Origin of the sequence: Brucella sp. NBRC 14130, from assembly GCF_040371715.1 — a bacterium.
In the GTDB taxonomy this organism is placed as follows: Bacteria; Pseudomonadota; Alphaproteobacteria; order Rhizobiales; family Rhizobiaceae; genus Brucella; species Brucella intermedia.
In genome coordinates this window covers 595,035-612,176 of the sequence record NZ_BAABTE010000001.1, presented here as the reverse complement: position 1 = coordinate 612,176, position 17,142 = coordinate 595,035, and the positions used below count along the sequence as shown (strand labels likewise).

The following is a 17,142-nucleotide window of genomic DNA, read 5'->3' as shown; positions in this document are numbered from 1 at the left end:
AAGGTATAAATTGATTCAACGCATTCGAATGTTTTTCATGCCGGAGTGTCAGGTTCTGGAAATATTAAGAAGTGATAGTGACATGAAGTCTATCCACGAATATGAACATTCGTCGTGGGTCTTGTAATATTTGAAGGAGGGCGGGCTGCACGGTTTTTACTAATCTTGACTATCACCAAGCAGCCAACTCCATGGCAGCCGATGTAGTTGCCGTGGGTATCGTAGTTTGGTTCCCCGTTTCTGTCGAACTGGGGCGTCGTATCGATCTCACCGGAGTTATTCGGTCGGTCAACATTACATCCAATGCCGTGACAGCCATTATAGTCGTCCGTATCACGGTGGTTGCTCGTCGTGTGATGGTGCTTCTTCGGATGATCCGTCAACATTCCTTCAACAATCGCTCCCAGTACCGCGCCCGCTACTACCCCGCCAACATCATGGCCTCGGTGATCGTACTGGCGTGCTCCTGGATCAAACCCGTCGCCACGACCGTGATGATAGCCACCCACATCCGCAAACACACCCGAACACCCTTGAGCCACCCATATATAGCGGCTTTTCGGGTTGTATCCCCATGTGCGGTTTAATATGCAAGAGGCACTCGATGTCTGATGAATGAGCTGTGGCCTGGACAGGGGGCCAGCATAGCATTCATCATATTTATAGTCTCTGGATCGGCACTCTACTGTCGTTTGTGCCCCAGCTTCGAAGACGACGGGCGGTATGAACGTCCCACCAGCCAAAACCATTGCAGCTATTGTCCATCTAGACATCATCAACCTCCGGATACGGGGAAATTTCTGAGCAACAGGCTCCCGGCTATTCATTCCATTAGAAGAACACACTAATTGATATACTGATATCCTATCAATAGACTGTTTTGTAAATTGATGAAAATTAATATTAATGCAAGCACTGTTAGCTATTACTGATATAAACCGGCACTGACTGTCTCCAGTGCTATTAAACAAACAGAATGGTGAATTGGTTCTTTTTCGGACCATTTTGAACCGTGGGGATAGTACAAAAAAAAGCAATCGGCGGCCTCAATCGGCACGAGACCTGTGCCTGAGGCGATCCAGGATTGAGTTTGGGGACGAGGCATTATGCAGAACAAAACGCGTGTTATAACTTCTCGCAGGTAAATACCTCGACTCGCAGTTGGATCGAAGGACAGGGCGGCAAATGTCGATGAAGAAAAATGGCTGTGAGGCTAAATCCGGTCAGGACGTTATTATTTCAACTGATTTCGTCGAGGAACGCCTGAGGAATGATTTCTGGCGGGAGGCTTCCCGACCCTTTTATGAAACGACACCGATTCCTGGAAGCAAAAGTGGTCGACTGGAGGGTGCCATAAGATCTCGCGAGATAGCCGGGTTTACTCTGGCTTCCGTTACATTTAACTCTCAGCGATATAATCGCGACCGACGTATAATAGCATGGAGTGGTCTGGATCAATTCCTCGTTGCGGTTGTAAAGGGAGGGGAAATCCTGGGCGATGCCGCGAACAACAGCCTGACGGCACGATCGGGAGATATCTGTATCCTTGATCTAACACAAGTTCTTCAGAGCGACGTGACCGCGGGCGGCACTCTGTCTACTCTTATACCGCGCGGAATTCTGGCGAAGGCGACGGGGCATGCAAATCTGCATGGTGTAGTACTGCAAGCACATCTTCCGATGACGCAGTTGATCACTGCTTACCTCGAGGGGTTGAATGGCCTGAGCGAACATCTATCGAATGACGAAATTGTCGCAGTGCAGGAATCGTTGGTTACGATTCTGGCCGCCGCCTTGCAAGGTTTGCGCGCAACCGGGATTGAAGAACTTCGCCCCTTAAGCATTGCCTTACGTCAGCGGGTTCTGGATTTTGTTGATCGGAATCTCAATAATCCAGAACTTAGCCTGGACTTGATTATTCGTCGTTTCAATGTCTCACGTGCGCATCTCTATCGTGCGTTTGCGGAAGACGGTGGCATTGCGGGCGTGATCAGAGACCGCCGACTCGACGCAGCTTTTCTTGAGATCACGCAAACAGACATGATTCCGCGATCGATTGCCAAAATCGCATTTGAACACGGATTTTCGAGCACTAGCCATTTCTCGCGTAGTTTCCGTACACGTTTTGGTTTGATGCCTGGTGAAGCGCGGCGCGAGCGGTTGTCTGAGCCGCTTGTTCCGGACCTTCGAGCACATTTGTTGAGATTTGGAAGTGGCGTTGAAAAAACAAACCGAATGAGACCACCGGGCTATAAAAGTGAGACGTCTGGATAATGTACCGAAGGCGTCATTGCTATAAGAGGGGTGGCCGGAAGAATTCGGGATCAGCGAGCAAAATTAGCCGCTCTTCTGCTTGCCCGTGCGGACCTGTATGCCGGAAATTAGCCGATACCGGTAACGTCATGAATACTTGAGATTGACAATGTCAGATATCTTACGAAATCGCCCCAATTTCGACGAGAGACTTGGAAAAGACGCCGCCGCCAGTATCCCTCTCGTATATGTGGTCGATGATGATGACGACTTCCGCGAGGAAATGGTCTTTGGTTTAGCCAGTCTGGGCTTGAACACTCATGGGTTCGAATCCGCTGCAGCTCTTTATCGAGCATATGCTGCCAAGCCGTCAGACATTGTTATTCTTGACGTCGGACTGAAGGGGGAAAACGGGCTATCCGCGGCCGCGCATTTGAGAACATCGCAATCAGTCGGAATTATTATGGTGACAGCTCGCGGTTCTATTGATGATCGTATTACTGGTCTCGAATCTGGCGCCGATGCCTATCTCGTCAAACCGGTGGATGTTCGGGAACTCGCTGCTACTGTAATGGCGGTCTATAATCGTCTGGAAAGGCCCGTAACTGTTTCGCGGTGTCCATCTCCGGAATGGGCACTGGTGGAAAGCGGCTGGGTCATTACCGATGGCCGGGGGCACCGTCTGCGGCTCACGACGTCCGAACAACGGATTTTGAGCCGTTTGCTGGTTGAGCGCGGCGCAATAGTTGAGCGGCATGATCTGGTCGTCGCGCTCGGAGAAGATATTTATGAGTTCAACTATGCTCACCTGGATACCATTGTGAGTCGCCTGAGACGGCGGGCCAAAAAAGTCGGGATCGTGCTCCCTTTGCATGCAATTCGCGGGAAGGGCTTTACCTTCGCCGATTGAAAATCGGTTCTGTAGTTCGCTGGATAAAGTCGGCAGCAGCGGCGAGTGGATGGGCCGAACCACCATGATCACCAGGCTCGCCGGGTTTGATGCTCGAAAGTGTGCGGTGGCGGTTTCAGGTCTGGCCGAGGTCAGATACATCCTTGCGTTAAAGCGTGAAACCTCCGCAATTACGTTAGACGCGAATTCCACCCGGGTTCGTGCCCCTTCTTCTCTTCTGCTGGAGACGGCGCCCCATCCCTTCAAATCAACCGGTCTTGAATTCACAAAGCTGACGCCCCTTGTTCTGTTGGAAAGGCTTTGACGCACTGCTATGCGGCGAAAGCGTCTTTTACATAGACGGTAAAAAGCCGGGGGCTAACGGCAGCTTCGCGAATACTTTTTTTATTTCTCATTTTCTGGACTTAACGAACCGGTTGACTGCGGCGGCTTTGTCCATTTCCTTGCGTCGAAAATAAATGGCGCGACCGCAGCGGATGGGGCGATGCCCCTGTACTATAATGATCTGTTCATCCTTGCGCATCGACTGGGTAACCTCATGCGGCATTATAAGCGGTCGACGCTGGAAATTGATGCTTTCAGATTTTCGGGAAAGATGGCTCTTATCCCATCCTGTGTTGCGTGAACTGTTCTTCACTTCTACCGTCATCTCCCCGCATTGCGCCGACACATTACGCGCGGTATCGAGCGCCTTGATCGCAGCGTAGCTTGCGAATGCGCATCCATCGATCCATGAAACTGCACCATCTTTGCCAAAATGGCGTTCCAGTTGGCCAACGGACTGGTACATCAGCATCAAGCTGATTCCGTATTTGCGCCCGCGATCACGTGCCTCTTCCAGTATGCGCATATAGCCAAGCAGATCGACCTCATCGAGCATGAACAAAACCCGTCGCCGGAATGCGCCATCCGCCTCGATCATTGCATTGATTAACGAGCCGATGATTACTCGCCCGATTGCCGGGTAGGAGCGAAGGATTGATGCAGGGATATTGAGAAATACGTCTTTTTCGCCCTGGGCTATTTGTGCTGGTTTAAAGCTGTTTGCGCAGACAAGGGATGCGTAATTTGCGAGGGATAGCCACTGGGTGTCCTTCGATGCCGTAGAGTAAACGCCTGAAAATGTCTGCTCAGTCATGTTGACGAAAACGCCGAGCGTCTCGCGAATAAATGTCGAGACGGAATTTTCCTGAACGTCACGCAGCATCGCAAGAACCGACGTCTCCGGTTCGGAAACAATTTGACGCAGGCTGTGCAGATTGCGCCGCCCGGAAAATTCTGGCGATAGCATTACATGCGCCAGGAGTCCTGTTAGCAAATTGTGTGCCTGACTCTGGAAAAAAGACCCCGTTGAACTTTCAAGGCGAGCGCTTTCCGACAGCAGCATATGTGCGATGCTGACGATGTCTTCTTCTTTTTTTATCGACGTTTCGATCCCGTCAAGAACATTGAAACCGTTAACCGGGTTGGCGGGGTCGAGCACCACGACGTCTCGCCCGAGCCTTTTGCGGCGATGTTCGATTACCATCGATGCAACCTCGGATGACGGATCCAGGCAAACGATCGGACCACTATAGACAAGTGCTGTAGGCACGACATTACTTGTCGTTTTAAATCCACCTGATCCCGCAAAAAACAGCATATGGGTTGAATCGAAATTCTGATTGTAAGTCAGGAGTGGAGCTTGTCCGCCGCGCCCCCAGGTAGACGGATCGACTGGATCGAAAGGCAGTTCATGGATGAGTTCCTTGTCGACACGATAGCGCTCGCCAACAACGATTTCGCCGTCTGCAGGAAAGAGCCGTGCCGCCGCCGACATCGGTAACCAGTCTGCATCTCCAAAGATTCCGCGACGTGCGCGCTTCACCGTTTCGGGCACAACGCTTGAGATGCGCACGGATACCGCTGAAACAACAAAACCAATTGAGACGCTAACCAGGGTAACCATATCGAGGAATGATAGAGCCTGATCCCATTGCAGGACTCCGCTTTCTACGAAAGGGGAGATGCGGGTGATCTCGCGCAGCGCGTAGAAACCCACAATAAGCAGAAAGCAAAACAGGCTGACCATGGCGACCGGTCGGCGCCGGTGCAGCGGAAGCAAGCAAACCGTCAGCAGTGCCCCAAGTGGCCCCGATAGAAGCACGAGTGCAGGCGCAGCACGCATAAACCAGTACTGGGGCTTTCCTGACAAGCCTGCGGCCAGTTCGGTCCAAAACCAATGCGCGACATAAAAGGTAAAGCCAGAAAGAACGACTGGCACCAGAGCGAAAAGCAGACCCGCGAGCGGTATTGCTCTAACCATCAAATGCGGTCTCCCTGGTTTGAGCCTGGATTTTCTTCTGGCACCTCAGACCTGAAGGCAATTTCGCCAATTTTGCGCAAACGGCAGTATTCGGGTGTTCTGGGTGAAAGTTTGGCCAGTTCCAGCAGTCCTCCTAACAGGAATGCCCGGTCGACCATCGACAAGCCGGCCCGCACGACAATTGCCCCCAGCAGGCGTTTGCTCCGCGCTTCTGTATTCCGATCAATTGTCTTGCTGGACATATGCCGTTGCTCCAGTGTCGCCATTCTGGCTCTTCAGAGGATAAAAAGCCTTGCTGTAAGGCGTTGCTCTTGTGGGTCTTGCAAGGAGACGCGCCGTTCGTTCAAACATCCTTTCCGTCTGGACAACGGGATCACCTGGCCAGTCGTCGTGCGGGCCGTTTCATACGGTGAGCTAGTTTTAATGTTCATAGTTTTTTATGTTCATGCGACATTCTTCAATTTCGCGTCTATCATTCTGTCAGGAAAATCAATGCGCATTTGTGGATCTCTCTGTTCGAAGCGGTAGAGATTGTAAATTTGACTGATTTAAAAAAGATAGTTTAATATGTTTTCATATTCAAGCCCCCTGGGTGAAACGGTGCAACTCGTGAAGGGGGACGGAGAAGTGCCGAGTCAGCTGCCCGGGTAATCATGGGCTTTCACACGTATTGACTGACGGCCAGGAGAACATTGTGGCAATCATGTTCATGCGAGCACAGATGATCGGCAGGGGAGCGGGACGCAACATCATCTCGGCTGCCGCCTATCGCCATCGCACTCGGATGAGAGACGAACAGACCGGAACCTTGTTTAACTATCGCGGCGGCGACGATGATTTGGTCCATGAAGAACTGGCGTTGCCGGAAGATATTCCAGCGTGGCTGCAGACCGCTATCGAGGGGAAAACGGTGGCTGCGGCAAGCGAGACACTGTGGAATGCGGTTGACGCATTTGAGACGCGTGTGAACGCACAGTTTGCCCGTGAACTGATTATTGCTCTGCCGGAGGAACTGACGCTTAAGGAAAACATGGCCCTGGTCCGTGAGTTCGTGAGAGACCAGCTGACCGCAAGGGGCATGATCGCCGACTGGGTTTATCACGACAGGGACGGTAATCCGCATGTACATGTTCTGACAACGCTCAGGCCCCTGACAGCGCAAGGGTTCGGCCTCAAGGTCATGCCTGTCCCCGGCGATGACGGAAAGCCACTGCGTGTGGCGGCAGGGGACCAGCCGAAGGGCAGGATCGTCTACACAGTCTGGGCGGGCAACAGGGAGACAATGAAGGCGTGGAAGATCGCCTGGGCACAAACGGCCAGCCGGTATCTGGCACTTGCTGGCCGTGACATCCGCCTTGACGGTCGTTCCCATGCCGAACAGGGACTTGACGGGATTGCCCAGAGGCATCTGGGACCCGGAAAGTCGGCGATGATGCGCAAGGGCGTCGAGATGTATTTTGCACCTGCCGATCTGGCGCGCCGGCGCAAAATGACCGCCCGGCTGCTTGCCGATCCAGAGCCTCTCCTCAGACAGCTTGGCAATGAGCGCTCCACCTTTGACGCGATGGATATCGCAAGGGTCATCCACCGCTACGTCGATGATCCGGCAGACTTTGCCAATATCCGTGCACGACTGATGGCCTCTCCTGAACTGGTGCTCCTGAAACCACAGCAGGCCGGCCCGATCAAGGGTCGTGTGAATGGCGAGGCAACGGAACCGGCCATCTTCACCACCCGAAAGATCCTGCGCACCGAACATGACATGATGCGTTCAGCCGATATCCTGTCTGGGAGGAAGGGTTTCGGGATTTCGGACGCTGGGCGCGCAGCCGCAGTGCGTTTCGTCGAAGCGGACAATCCACTGAAGCCGTTCAGGCTGGATCCCGGGCAGATTGAAGCCATTCAGCATGTAGCGGGGGACAGCGGTATCGCTGCTGTCGTCGGTCTTGCCGGTACGGGCAAGTCGACATTGCTTGCAGCTGCGCGCCTTGCCTGGGAGAGCGGACATCATCGCGTCCTGGGCGCGGCACTTTCCGGCAAGGCTGCCGAGGGGCTGGAGGAGAGTTCCGCTATCAGATCACGAACGCTTGCTGCGTGGGAGCATGCCTGGAATAACGGGCGCGATCAGCTGATGCGCGGTGACATCCTCGTCATTGACGAGGCAGGCATGGTCTCCTCGTTGCAAATGGCACGTGTGCTGGATGCCGTAGAAAAGGCTGGCGCAAAGGTTGTTCTGGTCGGCGATGCCATGCAGCTTCAGCCGATCGGGGCCGGTGCGGCTTTCCGGGCAATATCGGAGCGGATCGGTTCCGCCGAACTTGCCGGTGTGCGCCGGCAACAGGATGAATGGGCACGCGATGCCTCAAAACTCTTTGCTCGCGGCGACACCGCGGCGGGGCTGGAGATTTACGCCAGACGCGGGCATCTGGTCGAGGCGGAAACCCGGGATGCACTGATCGGGCGTCTGGTCAGGGACTGGACGGATGCACGGCGGAAACTGATCACGCCATCACAGCCGGGACGAGGCGTGTGGCCCGGGACGGGGATTGCAGCATCAAATGGTGGTGGCCAGTTGCGGGGTGATGCGTTGCTGGTGCTGGCGCACACCAACAGGGATGTCCACAGGCTGAATGAAGCCTTGCGCAAGGTGATGAGGGAAGAGGGAGCGCTCGATGGCGCGCGCCGCTTCCGGACAGAGCGTGGCATGCGGGAGTTTGCGGCAGGCGACCGGATTATCTTTCTCGAGAACGCCCGTTTCCTCGAACCGCGTGCAAGAGGAAACAGTCCGCAATATGTCAGGAACGGCATGTTCGGCACGGTGGTCTCCACCGGCAACGCGCTCCGCGCGCCCCTTCTTTCTGTCCGGCTCGACAGCGGCGGCGAGATTGTTCTCAGTGAGGACAGTTATCGCAACATCGATCACGGCTATGCCGTGACCATCCACAAGTCGCAGGGCGCGACTGTCGACCGGACCCTTGTGCTTGCCAGCGGCATGATGGACAGGCACCTGACCTATGTGTCCATGACCCGTCATCGTCACAGGGCTGATCTTTATGCTGCACGCGAGGACTTCAGGCCCGAACGGGAGGACAAGGCCCCTGTTGACCATGCGAAGGGTATTACCGGCGAACTGGTCGAAACCGGGGTGACAACATTCCGGCCTGGGGATGAGGGTACGAATGATACGCCCTATGCTGATCTGAAGGTTGAGGGCGGGAAGATCCATCGCTTCCGGGGTGTCGGTTTGCCGGCAGTCCTGTCGGCTGCGGGAGCTTCCAGAGGTGATATGGTCACGCTTCGCAAGGATGGCGTGGAGACCGTGAAGGTAAAAATTGCAGTTCCTGATGCGAAAGGCGGTGAAAGGCGCTTTGAGGAGCGCACGGTCGAACGCAATGTCTGGACGGCGAAGCTGCATGAAGCCACAGATGTCCGCCGCAAAAGCATTGAAGGGGAAAGCCATACATCGGAATTGTTCCGGCAACTGTCCAAACGCCTCGGGCGCTCGGGCGCCAAAACCACGACGCTGGATTTTGCTGGCGAGGCTGGCTACCAGGCACATGTCCAGGACTTTGCCCGCAGGCGTGGCATTGAACTACTTACCGGGATTGCCGCTGGCACAGGGACAGGAGCAAGACGCCAGATGGCGTGGCTGGCGCAAAAGCGCCAGCAGGTGGCAAATCTCTGGGAGCGGGCAGGTGCGGCGCTCGGTTTGGCAATCGATCGGGAACGCAAGGTTTCTTATCATGAGAGGCAATCCGGAAGATTCCCCATGCAGAATCCGACAGCCCGGATGTCCGTGGATCGAAATACCCGGAGTTCGTCCCGGACCCGGCCGACTGGCAATATCGGTCAGGACCGGGAAGCCCGCTGCATACCGCCGATGCTTGCCGCCGTGACAGAGTTTACGGCCCCGGTCGAGGTTGAGGCGCGCGAAAGAGCTTCAAAAGCCGCTCTCCATGTTCACAACCGCTCGCTGCTTGCTGAAACAGCAATGCGGATCTGGCGTGAACCTGCCAATGCTGTTGAAACGATCGAGACACTGATCCGGAAAGGCATTGCCGGTGATCGGATTGCGGCAGCCATTGCCAATGATCCTGCGGCCTATGGTGCCCTGCGCGGCTCTGGTCGACTGAGGGACAGGCTTCTGGCCGTTGGCCGCGAGCGAAAGACAGCATTGGAAGCCGTGCCGGATGTGCAGGCAAGTGTCCGCTCGCTGGGATCGGGCTGGGCCTCAGCCCTGAAGGCTGCAACAACAGCAATCGCCGCAGAGCGTCAGCAGATGGCAACCGCAATTCCCGGGTTGTCAGAAGAAGCCGGCGAAGAACTCCGTCGCATCACAACTGCGATGCAAAAGAAGACCGCGCGGCTTGACGTCCTCGTCGGTTCGCTCGAGCCGCATATTCGTCAGGAGTTTACAAGCGTCAGCCGCGCCCTTGATCTTAGATTCGGGCGCAACGCAATCCTGCGCGGCGACAGTGAAACCATCAGTCGCGTGCCTCCGGCACAACATTCCGTCTTCGAGGGGCTTCAGGACAAGTTGAAGATTTTGCAGCAAACAGTTTCGACCGCCCGGGCCCAGGAAATTGCAGCGATACGTCAGAGCCAGAAACTCGACCGCGGTCAAGACATCCGGCACTAACCTGTTTGCGAAGTCCAGAGCCGATCCATTTCGTGCCGTTTGCCCCGGACTGTTGCAACATATGAACTGTGTCGACGGGATCGGGTTCTGCATGAGGTAAAATTCGACCGTGTGACAAATCTCTTCACTTTGATCTATCTTGACATTCAACCTACTGGAAGGTAGGTACTGAGTATGAGCAATTTGTCCACTACTTCCGATGATATTCTCGCTTGCGCCAAAACCTTGATCATGTCGGGTGGGTATAATGGATTCAGCTACGCGGATATCGCCAGCGTCGTAGGCATTCGCAAGGCCAGTATCCATCATCACTTCCCGAGCAAGGTCGATCTGGTAAAGGCACTAATCGTGCGGCATCGTGAAGATACAGAAGCAGGTTTTGCCAATCTCGAGAGCAAAGTCGATGATCCGCTGGAGCAACTGCAGGCTTATACTCAATACTGGAGTGCGTGTATCACAGACGGGAGTGCGCCATTCTGTGTAGGGGCGCTTCTGGCAAGCGAAATTCCTGTATTGCCACAGGAACTTGCTTCTGAGATTCAAAACTATTTCAGATCGTTATCGAGATGGTTGACATCAGTCCTCACACGCGGCGCAAGACAGGGCCGCATTCGCTTGATCGACTCCCCTGACATCGAGGCAAAAGCCTTTGCTGCTACCGTTCACGGAGGGATGTTGTCAGCGAGAGCCCACAGCGATCCGAAGATGTTTTCGCTTATAGTTGAACCAATGCTTCGCAGACTGGCTGCGGCACAGTGATTTCGATCAAAGCCTGATCATGCTCGGTAGTCAGGCTATCAATTGGCAGGGAGGTGAATGCGGCGACCCCGTTATCCGCCTTGCAGCCATCATCGCATTGATATTTCGAAACATGCCGGGCGCAGGCAATGCCTGGAATGAATATCGAAATGTTGCGTGCCTGTTTCTGGAATGTGGCTGTCACGACGGTGCTTCTCGTCGGCCAGTTGTCGGAACGCCGAGCGAATTTTGGGAAGGATGACAGTGGTGAATGTGGATGGATGCAATCAGTATTGCTGGAATGGTTAATCGACCGTCCTCATCAATGAACGGGTTTTACCCTCAAACCTATCTACTAGTAGGTTGTTATCTTTACAGGAGCTTTGGTTATGTTTGGAATTTCCCCGCTCGGCTGGGTGCACACGATCGGCAGTTTGCCTGCCATTCCCCTGGCCATCTACATGTTCGTCCGCTACGGGCGCATTTTGCCCCGGTCAAAATCCGGCGGCCTTTATTTTGTCTCGATGCTTATAGGTGCTGGCACAACATTTCTCGTTGCACGCCAGCAGGTCAGCTATGTTATCGGTGCTGCGACGATGGTTCTGCTGATTGCCGGCTATGCAATCGGTTACAGTTCAGTCTTCGGTCGTGCGACCCGCTATCTGGAAACAGTCTTTCTAAACTTGACTGCCTTCCTGCTAATGGTGCCGGCGGTAAGCGAGGTATTGCGGCGCGTACCAGATGGTCATCCATTTGTGACCGATCTCAAATCCCCGTTGTTGCTGGGCGCGCAGGGCAGTCTTTTGATCATCCTCATCACAGGACTGACAGCTCAGCTTATCTATCTGAAAAAACAAAACAATCGGTGATCGCGTGGATGGCATGTTTCTCCTATCCACGGAATGAGGTTCAAAGACCACGCGGAATAATGAGCTCTGTCGGTATCATTTCGGGTGGGTTGTTCGTTTGAACGGACTCGTCCAGAAGTTCAAAGGCGCGTTCGATCATTGCCTGAACATTTTGCCGGACCATCACAACCGGGAAGTGGAGAACTTCGATGAAGGGGTCCCAGTCGAAACATCCGATGGAGCACTCCCGGACCTCGTCAACCGGCAGCGTCTTGAGAAAACTGACGACGCCCTCAAAAGGGCTCGTCGAGTTGACGAACAGTGCCTCTGGCAATCCATTCAATTTTTTATAAATATCGCGGATGGTTCTCGCGGCGGCATCGGGACCATAACCATTCGTGATTATGGCGTCGGAGTGAACGGGGAAGTTCAGCGCAGCCAGTTCATCTTTATACCCGCGCACACGTGCGCGGGTGTTGTGGTCACTATCCACGCCACCGATGAAGTAGAAGCTGTTTTCCGTTCGATGAGACCTGCGGCTGGCAATCTGATGCGTCAGTACGCGGGCACCGTTATAGTTGTCACTGATTACGGATGCGCCATGCTTTCCGGGAAGATCCACGTTTATATGTTTCAGATGAGCCTTTTCGCAGAGTTCGGCGACACTGTCCGGATCGGTTGCGCCCGCGATCAACAAGGCGTCGACATTGTGGGCAATCAATGTTTCCACGGTGCTGCGTTCCTGCTGCGGGTCGCGTAATGTGCTGGCTACAACGGGGATAAGATTCCGTGAGCGCGCCACCGTCTCAAACGATGCGGCCATGGAGCTGAAGTATCGGTTGTCCAGCATAGGCAAGATCATGCCGATCATGCCGGAATTGGATATGCGCAACCCGCGTGCCTGAAGGTTGGTGGTATAACCGAGTTCGCTCGCTATTACTCGAATTCTGTCGGCTGTTGCTTTGGTAATTCTTCGATTTTCCCATGAACCATTCATAACCGAAGCAACGGTCGACGCGGATACACCAGCGCGCTCCGATATATCGTAAATGGTTACTTTCCGGGAGATGCTCATCAGGCCTGCTTTGCGTCTGGGTCGGGTCCCGATCTTAGCGGTGCGATAGCGTTTGCTGCAAGTAGGGGAAGGCGTAATCCAATCTATTCCTCTGTCATTTTCCTCTTGACCAGATGCAGGATGTTGAGCGATGGTTATGTTGCACTATCGATGGTGCAACATGATTGTATGCCGAGAGGAGCGGTGCACACATGCCGAAGCCAGGAACGGCTTCCCATCATGCGTCACAAGCCCCGTCAGCATTGCTCGATTTGATTGGTGCGCCGCAAAGCAATGCGGCGCCAAAATGCCGGAACTCCAGGGAACTGGAGGTCGCTATAGGGAGAACATATGGGGTGGAGTAGCGATATAAAGTTTGTCTGCAAGATTGTGTAAAATACAAAATTGAAAACCCAATGGGAGTGAGACATGAAAAATATGTTTGGTAAGGCAGCTTTTGCTGCGGTGATGCTGTCCTCTTTTGCGAGCGGTGCTCAGGCAGAAGTGAAGGACGCAGTGGTCGGCTTCTTGATGCCGGATCAGGCTTCCACACGTTATGAGGAGCGTGATTATCCGGGCTTTGCCGCCGAGATGAAGAAGATCTGCGAAAGCTGCAAGGTGCTTTATCTCAATGCCGATGGCGATGCGAGCAAGCAGCAGCAGCAGTTCAACTCGGTCATTTCGCAGGGCGCGAAGGTGATCGTGCTTGATGCGGTTGACACGGCGGCGGCAGCCTCGCTGGTCAAGCTGGCCCAATCCCAAGGTATCAAGGTCATCGCCTATGACCGTCCGATCCCGGATGCGACCTCCGATTTTTACGTGTCGTTCGACAATGAAGCCATCGGCAAGTCGATTGCGGAATCGTTGGTCAAGCACCTGAAGGACAAGGGTGTACCGGGCGACAAGGGCGGCGTTCTGCAGATCAACGGTTCGCCAACCGATGCCGCTGCCGGTCTCATCAAGAATGGTATTCATGCCGGTCTGAAGGACAGCGGCTACAAGACGCTTGCCGAATACGATACGCCTGAATGGGCACCGAGCAAGGCACAGCAGTGGGCCAGCGGCCAGATCACCCGTTTCAACGACCAGATCGTCGGCGTGGTGGCTGCCAATGATGGCACCGCTGGCGGCGCGATTGCAGCCATGAAGGCAGCTGGTATCGATCCGCTTCCTCCAGTCACCGGCAATGATGCGACGATTGCAGCGCTTCAGCTCATCATTTCGGGCGATCAGTACAATACGATCAACAAGCCGTCGGAAATTGTTGCTGCGGAAGCCGCACGCGTCGCGGGCCAGCTTCTGAATGACGAAACCCCGAAGGCAGAGGCCACGCTCTACAACACGCCGTCGAAGCTTTTCGTTCCGGTGGTCGTGACGGCTGACAATCTCAAGGCTGAGATCATCGACAAGAACATCGTTTCGGCTGAAACCCTGTGCGTCGACCGCTATGCCGAAGGCTGCAAGAAGCTCGGCATCACGAAGTAGGCAACGATACGCCCGGCCGGTATCCCGGTCGGGCGATTTCATGGATAATGGCATATCGCATGATATGCCGGGGAAAGCGAACTATGTCCCAGGAAAACAAGCCAACCGCGTCGTCGCGGCAGCCTGTGCTGCGTCTCAGCGGTATATCCAAGAATTTCGGCGCCGTTTCAGCGCTGACCGATATCGATCTGGAAGTCTTTCCGGGCGAGGTTGTCGCTCTTGTCGGCGACAACGGCGCGGGGAAGTCCACGCTTATCAAGACGCTGGCGGGTGTGCATCAGCCCACGTCCGGCACAATCGAATTCAATGGCGAGAAGGTTGTGCTTTCCTCGCCGGGCGTTGCGCTCGATCTCGGCATTGCGACGGTCTTTCAGGACCTGGCGCTGTGCGAGAACCTTGACGTCGTCGCCAATATCTTCCTTGGCCGCGAAATGAGCCCCTATCGCCTCGATGAGGTGTCGATGGAAATCAAGGCATGGAAGCTTCTGAACGAGCTTTCCGCGCGTATTCCAAGCGTGCGCGAACCGGTGGCCTCGCTCTCTGGTGGCCAGCGCCAGACGGTTGCGATCTCGCGTTCGCTGCTGCTCGATCCGAAGCTCATCATGCTCGATGAACCGACGGCAGCACTTGGTGTTGCGCAGACCGCTGAGGTGCTCGATCTGATTGAACGCGTCCGTGACCGCGGCCTCGGGGTTTTGATGATCAGCCATAACATGGAAGACGTGCGCGCGGTTGCTGACCGCATCGTCGTGCTGCGGCTTGGCCGGAACAATGGCGTTTTCTACCCGGATTCCTCGAATGAGGAACTGGTCGCCGCCATTACCGGAGCGAGCAGCAATTCCGTTTCCCGCCGTGCCGAACGGCGTCAGGCGCAGCATGAAGCCGGTCAGGCCCTCGACCGGGGAGAAGCATAATGAACCAGGCTACCGGAAATACCCCTCTCGACCGGCAGGATACACGCGTGCGCCATGACGAAGGCGTTTCAGGCGCGCTGCGCAATTTCTTCGACCGTGTTCGCTCGGGCGATCTTGGATCACTGCCGGTCATCGTCGGCCTCGTCATCATCTGGACCGTCTTCCAGACATTGAACCCGGTTTTCCTGTCGAGCAACAATCTCGTCAACCTGCTGTTCGACTGCTCGACCATCGGCGTGATTTCGCTCGGTATCGTCTGCATCCTGATGCTGGGCGAAATCGACCTTTCAGTCGGCTCGGTCAGCGGTCTTGCTTCGGCAATTGTCGGCGTGCTCTGGGTCAATCATGGCTGGCCGGTCGGGATCGCAATGCTGGCAGCGCTCTGCACCGGCGCGCTGATCGGCCTGCTTTATGCATTCCTCTATAATCGCTTCAGCATGCCAAGCTTCGTTTCCACGCTGGCTGGCCTGCTGGCAGCGCTGGGCCTGCAGCTTTATCTCCTGGGCAATACCGGTTCGATCAATCTGCCTTACGGCTCCTGGCTCGTGAGCTTCGGCCAGCTTCTGGTGATGCCGCGCCCACTTTCCTATGCGCTGGTGCTGATTGCGGGGCTTGCAATCTTTTTCACCGGGTTCCGTTCCGCGCAGCGCCGCCGCGAAGCCGGTCTGTCGGCACCCTCGTCGGCCGGGATTGCGCTCAAGGCCATTGTCATCACGGCCATTGTCGGTGGCGCAGTATTCTATCTCAACCAGTCGCGCGGCGTGCCATGGATGTTCGGCCTGTTCGTGGCGCTGGTGATCGCAATGAACTACGCACTCACCCGCACCAAATGGGGCCGCGCCATGCAGGCAGTCGGCGGCAATCGTGAAGCTGCCCGTCGCGCTGGCATCAATGTGAAATTCATCTACATGTCGGCCTTCATGACCTGTTCGGTTCTCGCCGCCGCAGGTGGCATTCTCGCAGCGTCGCGCCTTGCCTCCTCCAGCCAGCAGGCCGGTACGGGTGACGTCAACCTCAACGCCATCGCGGCAGCGGTCATCGGCGGCACCAGCCTCTTCGGCGGACGCGGCAGCGCGTGGTCAGCATTGCTTGGCATTATCGTCATCCAGTCGATCGCCAGCGGTTTGACGCTGCTCGATCTGTCGTCTTCGCTTCGCTACATGATCACGGGTGCAGTGCTCGCCATTGCTGTGATCGTCGACTCCCTTGCCCGCCGCTCGCGCCAGTCGCACGGTCGCGCCTAAACCTCTAAGGACTGAAAAAATGGCTCAGGATCTCAATGGAAAAGTCGGCGCCGTTACCGGTGCTGCCTCTGGAATCGGCTTCGAATGCGCAAAGCATATGATCGAAGCGGGCATGACGGTTTTTCTCGTCGATCGTGACGAGAAGGCGCTGAAGGAAAAATGCGCCGAACTCGGCGACAAGGCTAGGCCGCTGGTCATCGATCTGCTCAATCCGGCGTCGGTCGCCACCATGATGCCGCAGATACTCGAACAGGCGGGCCAGCTCGACGTGTTCCACGCCAATGCCGGCGCCTATATTGGCGGTCCTCTTTGGGAGGGCGACCCGGATGCATGGGACCGCATGCTGAACCTCAACATCAACGCCGCCTTCCGCACCATTCATGCGGTTCTGCCGCACATGATGGAACGCAAGACTGGCGATATCATCGTTACGAGTTCGGTCGCCGGTGTCGTGCCCGTGATATGGGAGCCGATCTATACCGCCTCCAAGCACGCCGTTCAGGCTTTCGTGCATACGGTTCGTCGTCAGGTCGCCCCGCATGGTATCCGCGTTGGCGGCGTTCTTCCGGGGCCGGTCGTCACCGCCCTCATCAGCGATTGGCCGAAGGCCAAGCTCGATGAAGCGCTGGCCAATGGCAGTTTGATGGAACCGAAAGAAGTCGCGGAATCGGTGATGTTCATGCTGACCCGCCCGCGCAACATCACCATTCGCGATCTGGTCATTCTTCCGCAGAGCCTCGATCTGTAAATGG

Annotated in this window: 15 protein-coding genes; 11 read left to right on the top strand and 4 right to left on the bottom strand. The window is 55.3% G+C overall.

The window, feature by feature from the left end; translation table 11 throughout:
- Positions 1–89: 89 nt before the first annotated feature.
- Positions 90–749, bottom strand: a complete 660-nt coding sequence (locus ABWW28_RS02950; RefSeq protein ID WP_247886703.1) for a DUF3011 domain-containing protein — start codon at positions 747–749, stop codon at positions 90–92.
- 436 nt (positions 750–1,185) lie between these two features.
- Here ABWW28_RS02950 and ABWW28_RS02945 point away from each other — a divergent pair, with 436 nt between their 5' ends.
- From ABWW28_RS02945 to ABWW28_RS02935, 3 genes are all read left to right on the top strand, one after another.
- Positions 1,186–2,274: a helix-turn-helix domain-containing protein gene (locus ABWW28_RS02945; protein ID WP_025091583.1), complete on the top strand. Its 1,089-nt coding sequence runs from the start codon at positions 1,186–1,188 to the stop codon at positions 2,272–2,274.
- Positions 2,275–2,422: 148 nt separating this feature from the next.
- Entirely contained in the window at positions 2,423–3,163 is a 741-nt protein-coding gene (locus ABWW28_RS02940; RefSeq protein WP_025091582.1) for a response regulator transcription factor, read from the top strand.
- A 64-nt stretch (positions 3,164–3,227) separates the two neighbouring features.
- Complete coding sequence (locus tag ABWW28_RS02935) at positions 3,228–3,467, top strand: hypothetical protein (protein WP_207301219.1); 240 nt, start codon at positions 3,228–3,230, stop codon at positions 3,465–3,467.
- 87 nt (positions 3,468–3,554) lie between these two features.
- Here ABWW28_RS02935 and traG read toward each other — a convergent pair whose 3' ends face one another.
- Both traG and ABWW28_RS02925 read right to left on the bottom strand, forming a co-directional pair.
- On the bottom strand, positions 3,555–5,468 hold the full coding sequence (gene traG / locus ABWW28_RS02930) for a Ti-type conjugative transfer system protein TraG (RefSeq protein ID WP_353390264.1): 1,914 nt from the start codon (positions 5,466–5,468) through the stop codon (positions 3,555–3,557).
- Positions 5,468–5,710, bottom strand: a complete 243-nt coding sequence (locus ABWW28_RS02925; protein ID WP_025091579.1) for a conjugal transfer protein TraD — start codon at positions 5,708–5,710, stop codon at positions 5,468–5,470. The genes traG and ABWW28_RS02925 overlap by 1 nt, the downstream gene beginning before the upstream one ends.
- A gap of 452 nt (positions 5,711–6,162) precedes the next feature.
- Between ABWW28_RS02925 and traA the strand changes: the two genes are divergently transcribed.
- The 4 genes from traA (at position 6,163) to ABWW28_RS02905 (ending at position 11,714) form a co-directional block, all read left to right on the top strand.
- Positions 6,163–10,107: a Ti-type conjugative transfer relaxase TraA gene (traA, locus tag ABWW28_RS02920; RefSeq protein WP_196107341.1), complete on the top strand. Its 3,945-nt coding sequence runs from the start codon at positions 6,163–6,165 to the stop codon at positions 10,105–10,107.
- A 174-nt stretch (positions 10,108–10,281) separates the two neighbouring features.
- Positions 10,282–10,866, top strand: coding sequence for a TetR/AcrR family transcriptional regulator (locus ABWW28_RS02915; protein WP_025092142.1), 585 nt, complete (start codon positions 10,282–10,284; stop codon positions 10,864–10,866).
- A gap of 137 nt (positions 10,867–11,003) precedes the next feature.
- Positions 11,004–11,174, top strand: coding sequence for a hypothetical protein (locus tag ABWW28_RS02910; protein ID WP_155268957.1), 171 nt, complete (start codon positions 11,004–11,006; stop codon positions 11,172–11,174).
- A 60-nt stretch (positions 11,175–11,234) separates the two neighbouring features.
- On the top strand, positions 11,235–11,714 hold the full coding sequence (locus ABWW28_RS02905) for a hypothetical protein (RefSeq protein WP_025092141.1): 480 nt from the start codon (positions 11,235–11,237) through the stop codon (positions 11,712–11,714).
- Between the two features lie 40 nt (positions 11,715–11,754).
- On the opposite strand, the gene ABWW28_RS02900 is transcribed toward ABWW28_RS02905, so the two are convergent.
- Positions 11,755–12,768: a LacI family DNA-binding transcriptional regulator gene (locus ABWW28_RS02900; protein ID WP_025092140.1), complete on the bottom strand. Its 1,014-nt coding sequence runs from the start codon at positions 12,766–12,768 to the stop codon at positions 11,755–11,757.
- 408 nt (positions 12,769–13,176) lie between these two features.
- On the opposite strand from ABWW28_RS02900, the gene ABWW28_RS02895 reads away from it, so the two are divergent.
- The 4 genes from ABWW28_RS02895 (at position 13,177) to ABWW28_RS02880 (ending at position 17,138) form a co-directional block, all read left to right on the top strand.
- Positions 13,177–14,232: an ABC transporter substrate-binding protein gene (locus ABWW28_RS02895; RefSeq protein WP_025092139.1), complete on the top strand. Its 1,056-nt coding sequence runs from the start codon at positions 13,177–13,179 to the stop codon at positions 14,230–14,232.
- Positions 14,233–14,315: 83 nt separating this feature from the next.
- Positions 14,316–15,146, top strand: a complete 831-nt coding sequence (locus ABWW28_RS02890; protein WP_025092138.1) for an ATP-binding cassette domain-containing protein — start codon at positions 14,316–14,318, stop codon at positions 15,144–15,146.
- Positions 15,146–16,390, top strand: coding sequence for a sugar ABC transporter permease (locus ABWW28_RS02885; protein WP_025092137.1), 1,245 nt, complete (start codon positions 15,146–15,148; stop codon positions 16,388–16,390). Before ABWW28_RS02890 ends, ABWW28_RS02885 begins: the two co-directional genes overlap by 1 nt.
- 19 nt (positions 16,391–16,409) lie before the next feature.
- On the top strand, positions 16,410–17,138 hold the full coding sequence (locus ABWW28_RS02880; protein ID WP_025092136.1) for an SDR family oxidoreductase: 729 nt from the start codon (positions 16,410–16,412) through the stop codon (positions 17,136–17,138).
- Positions 17,139–17,142: the final 4 nt, after the last annotated feature.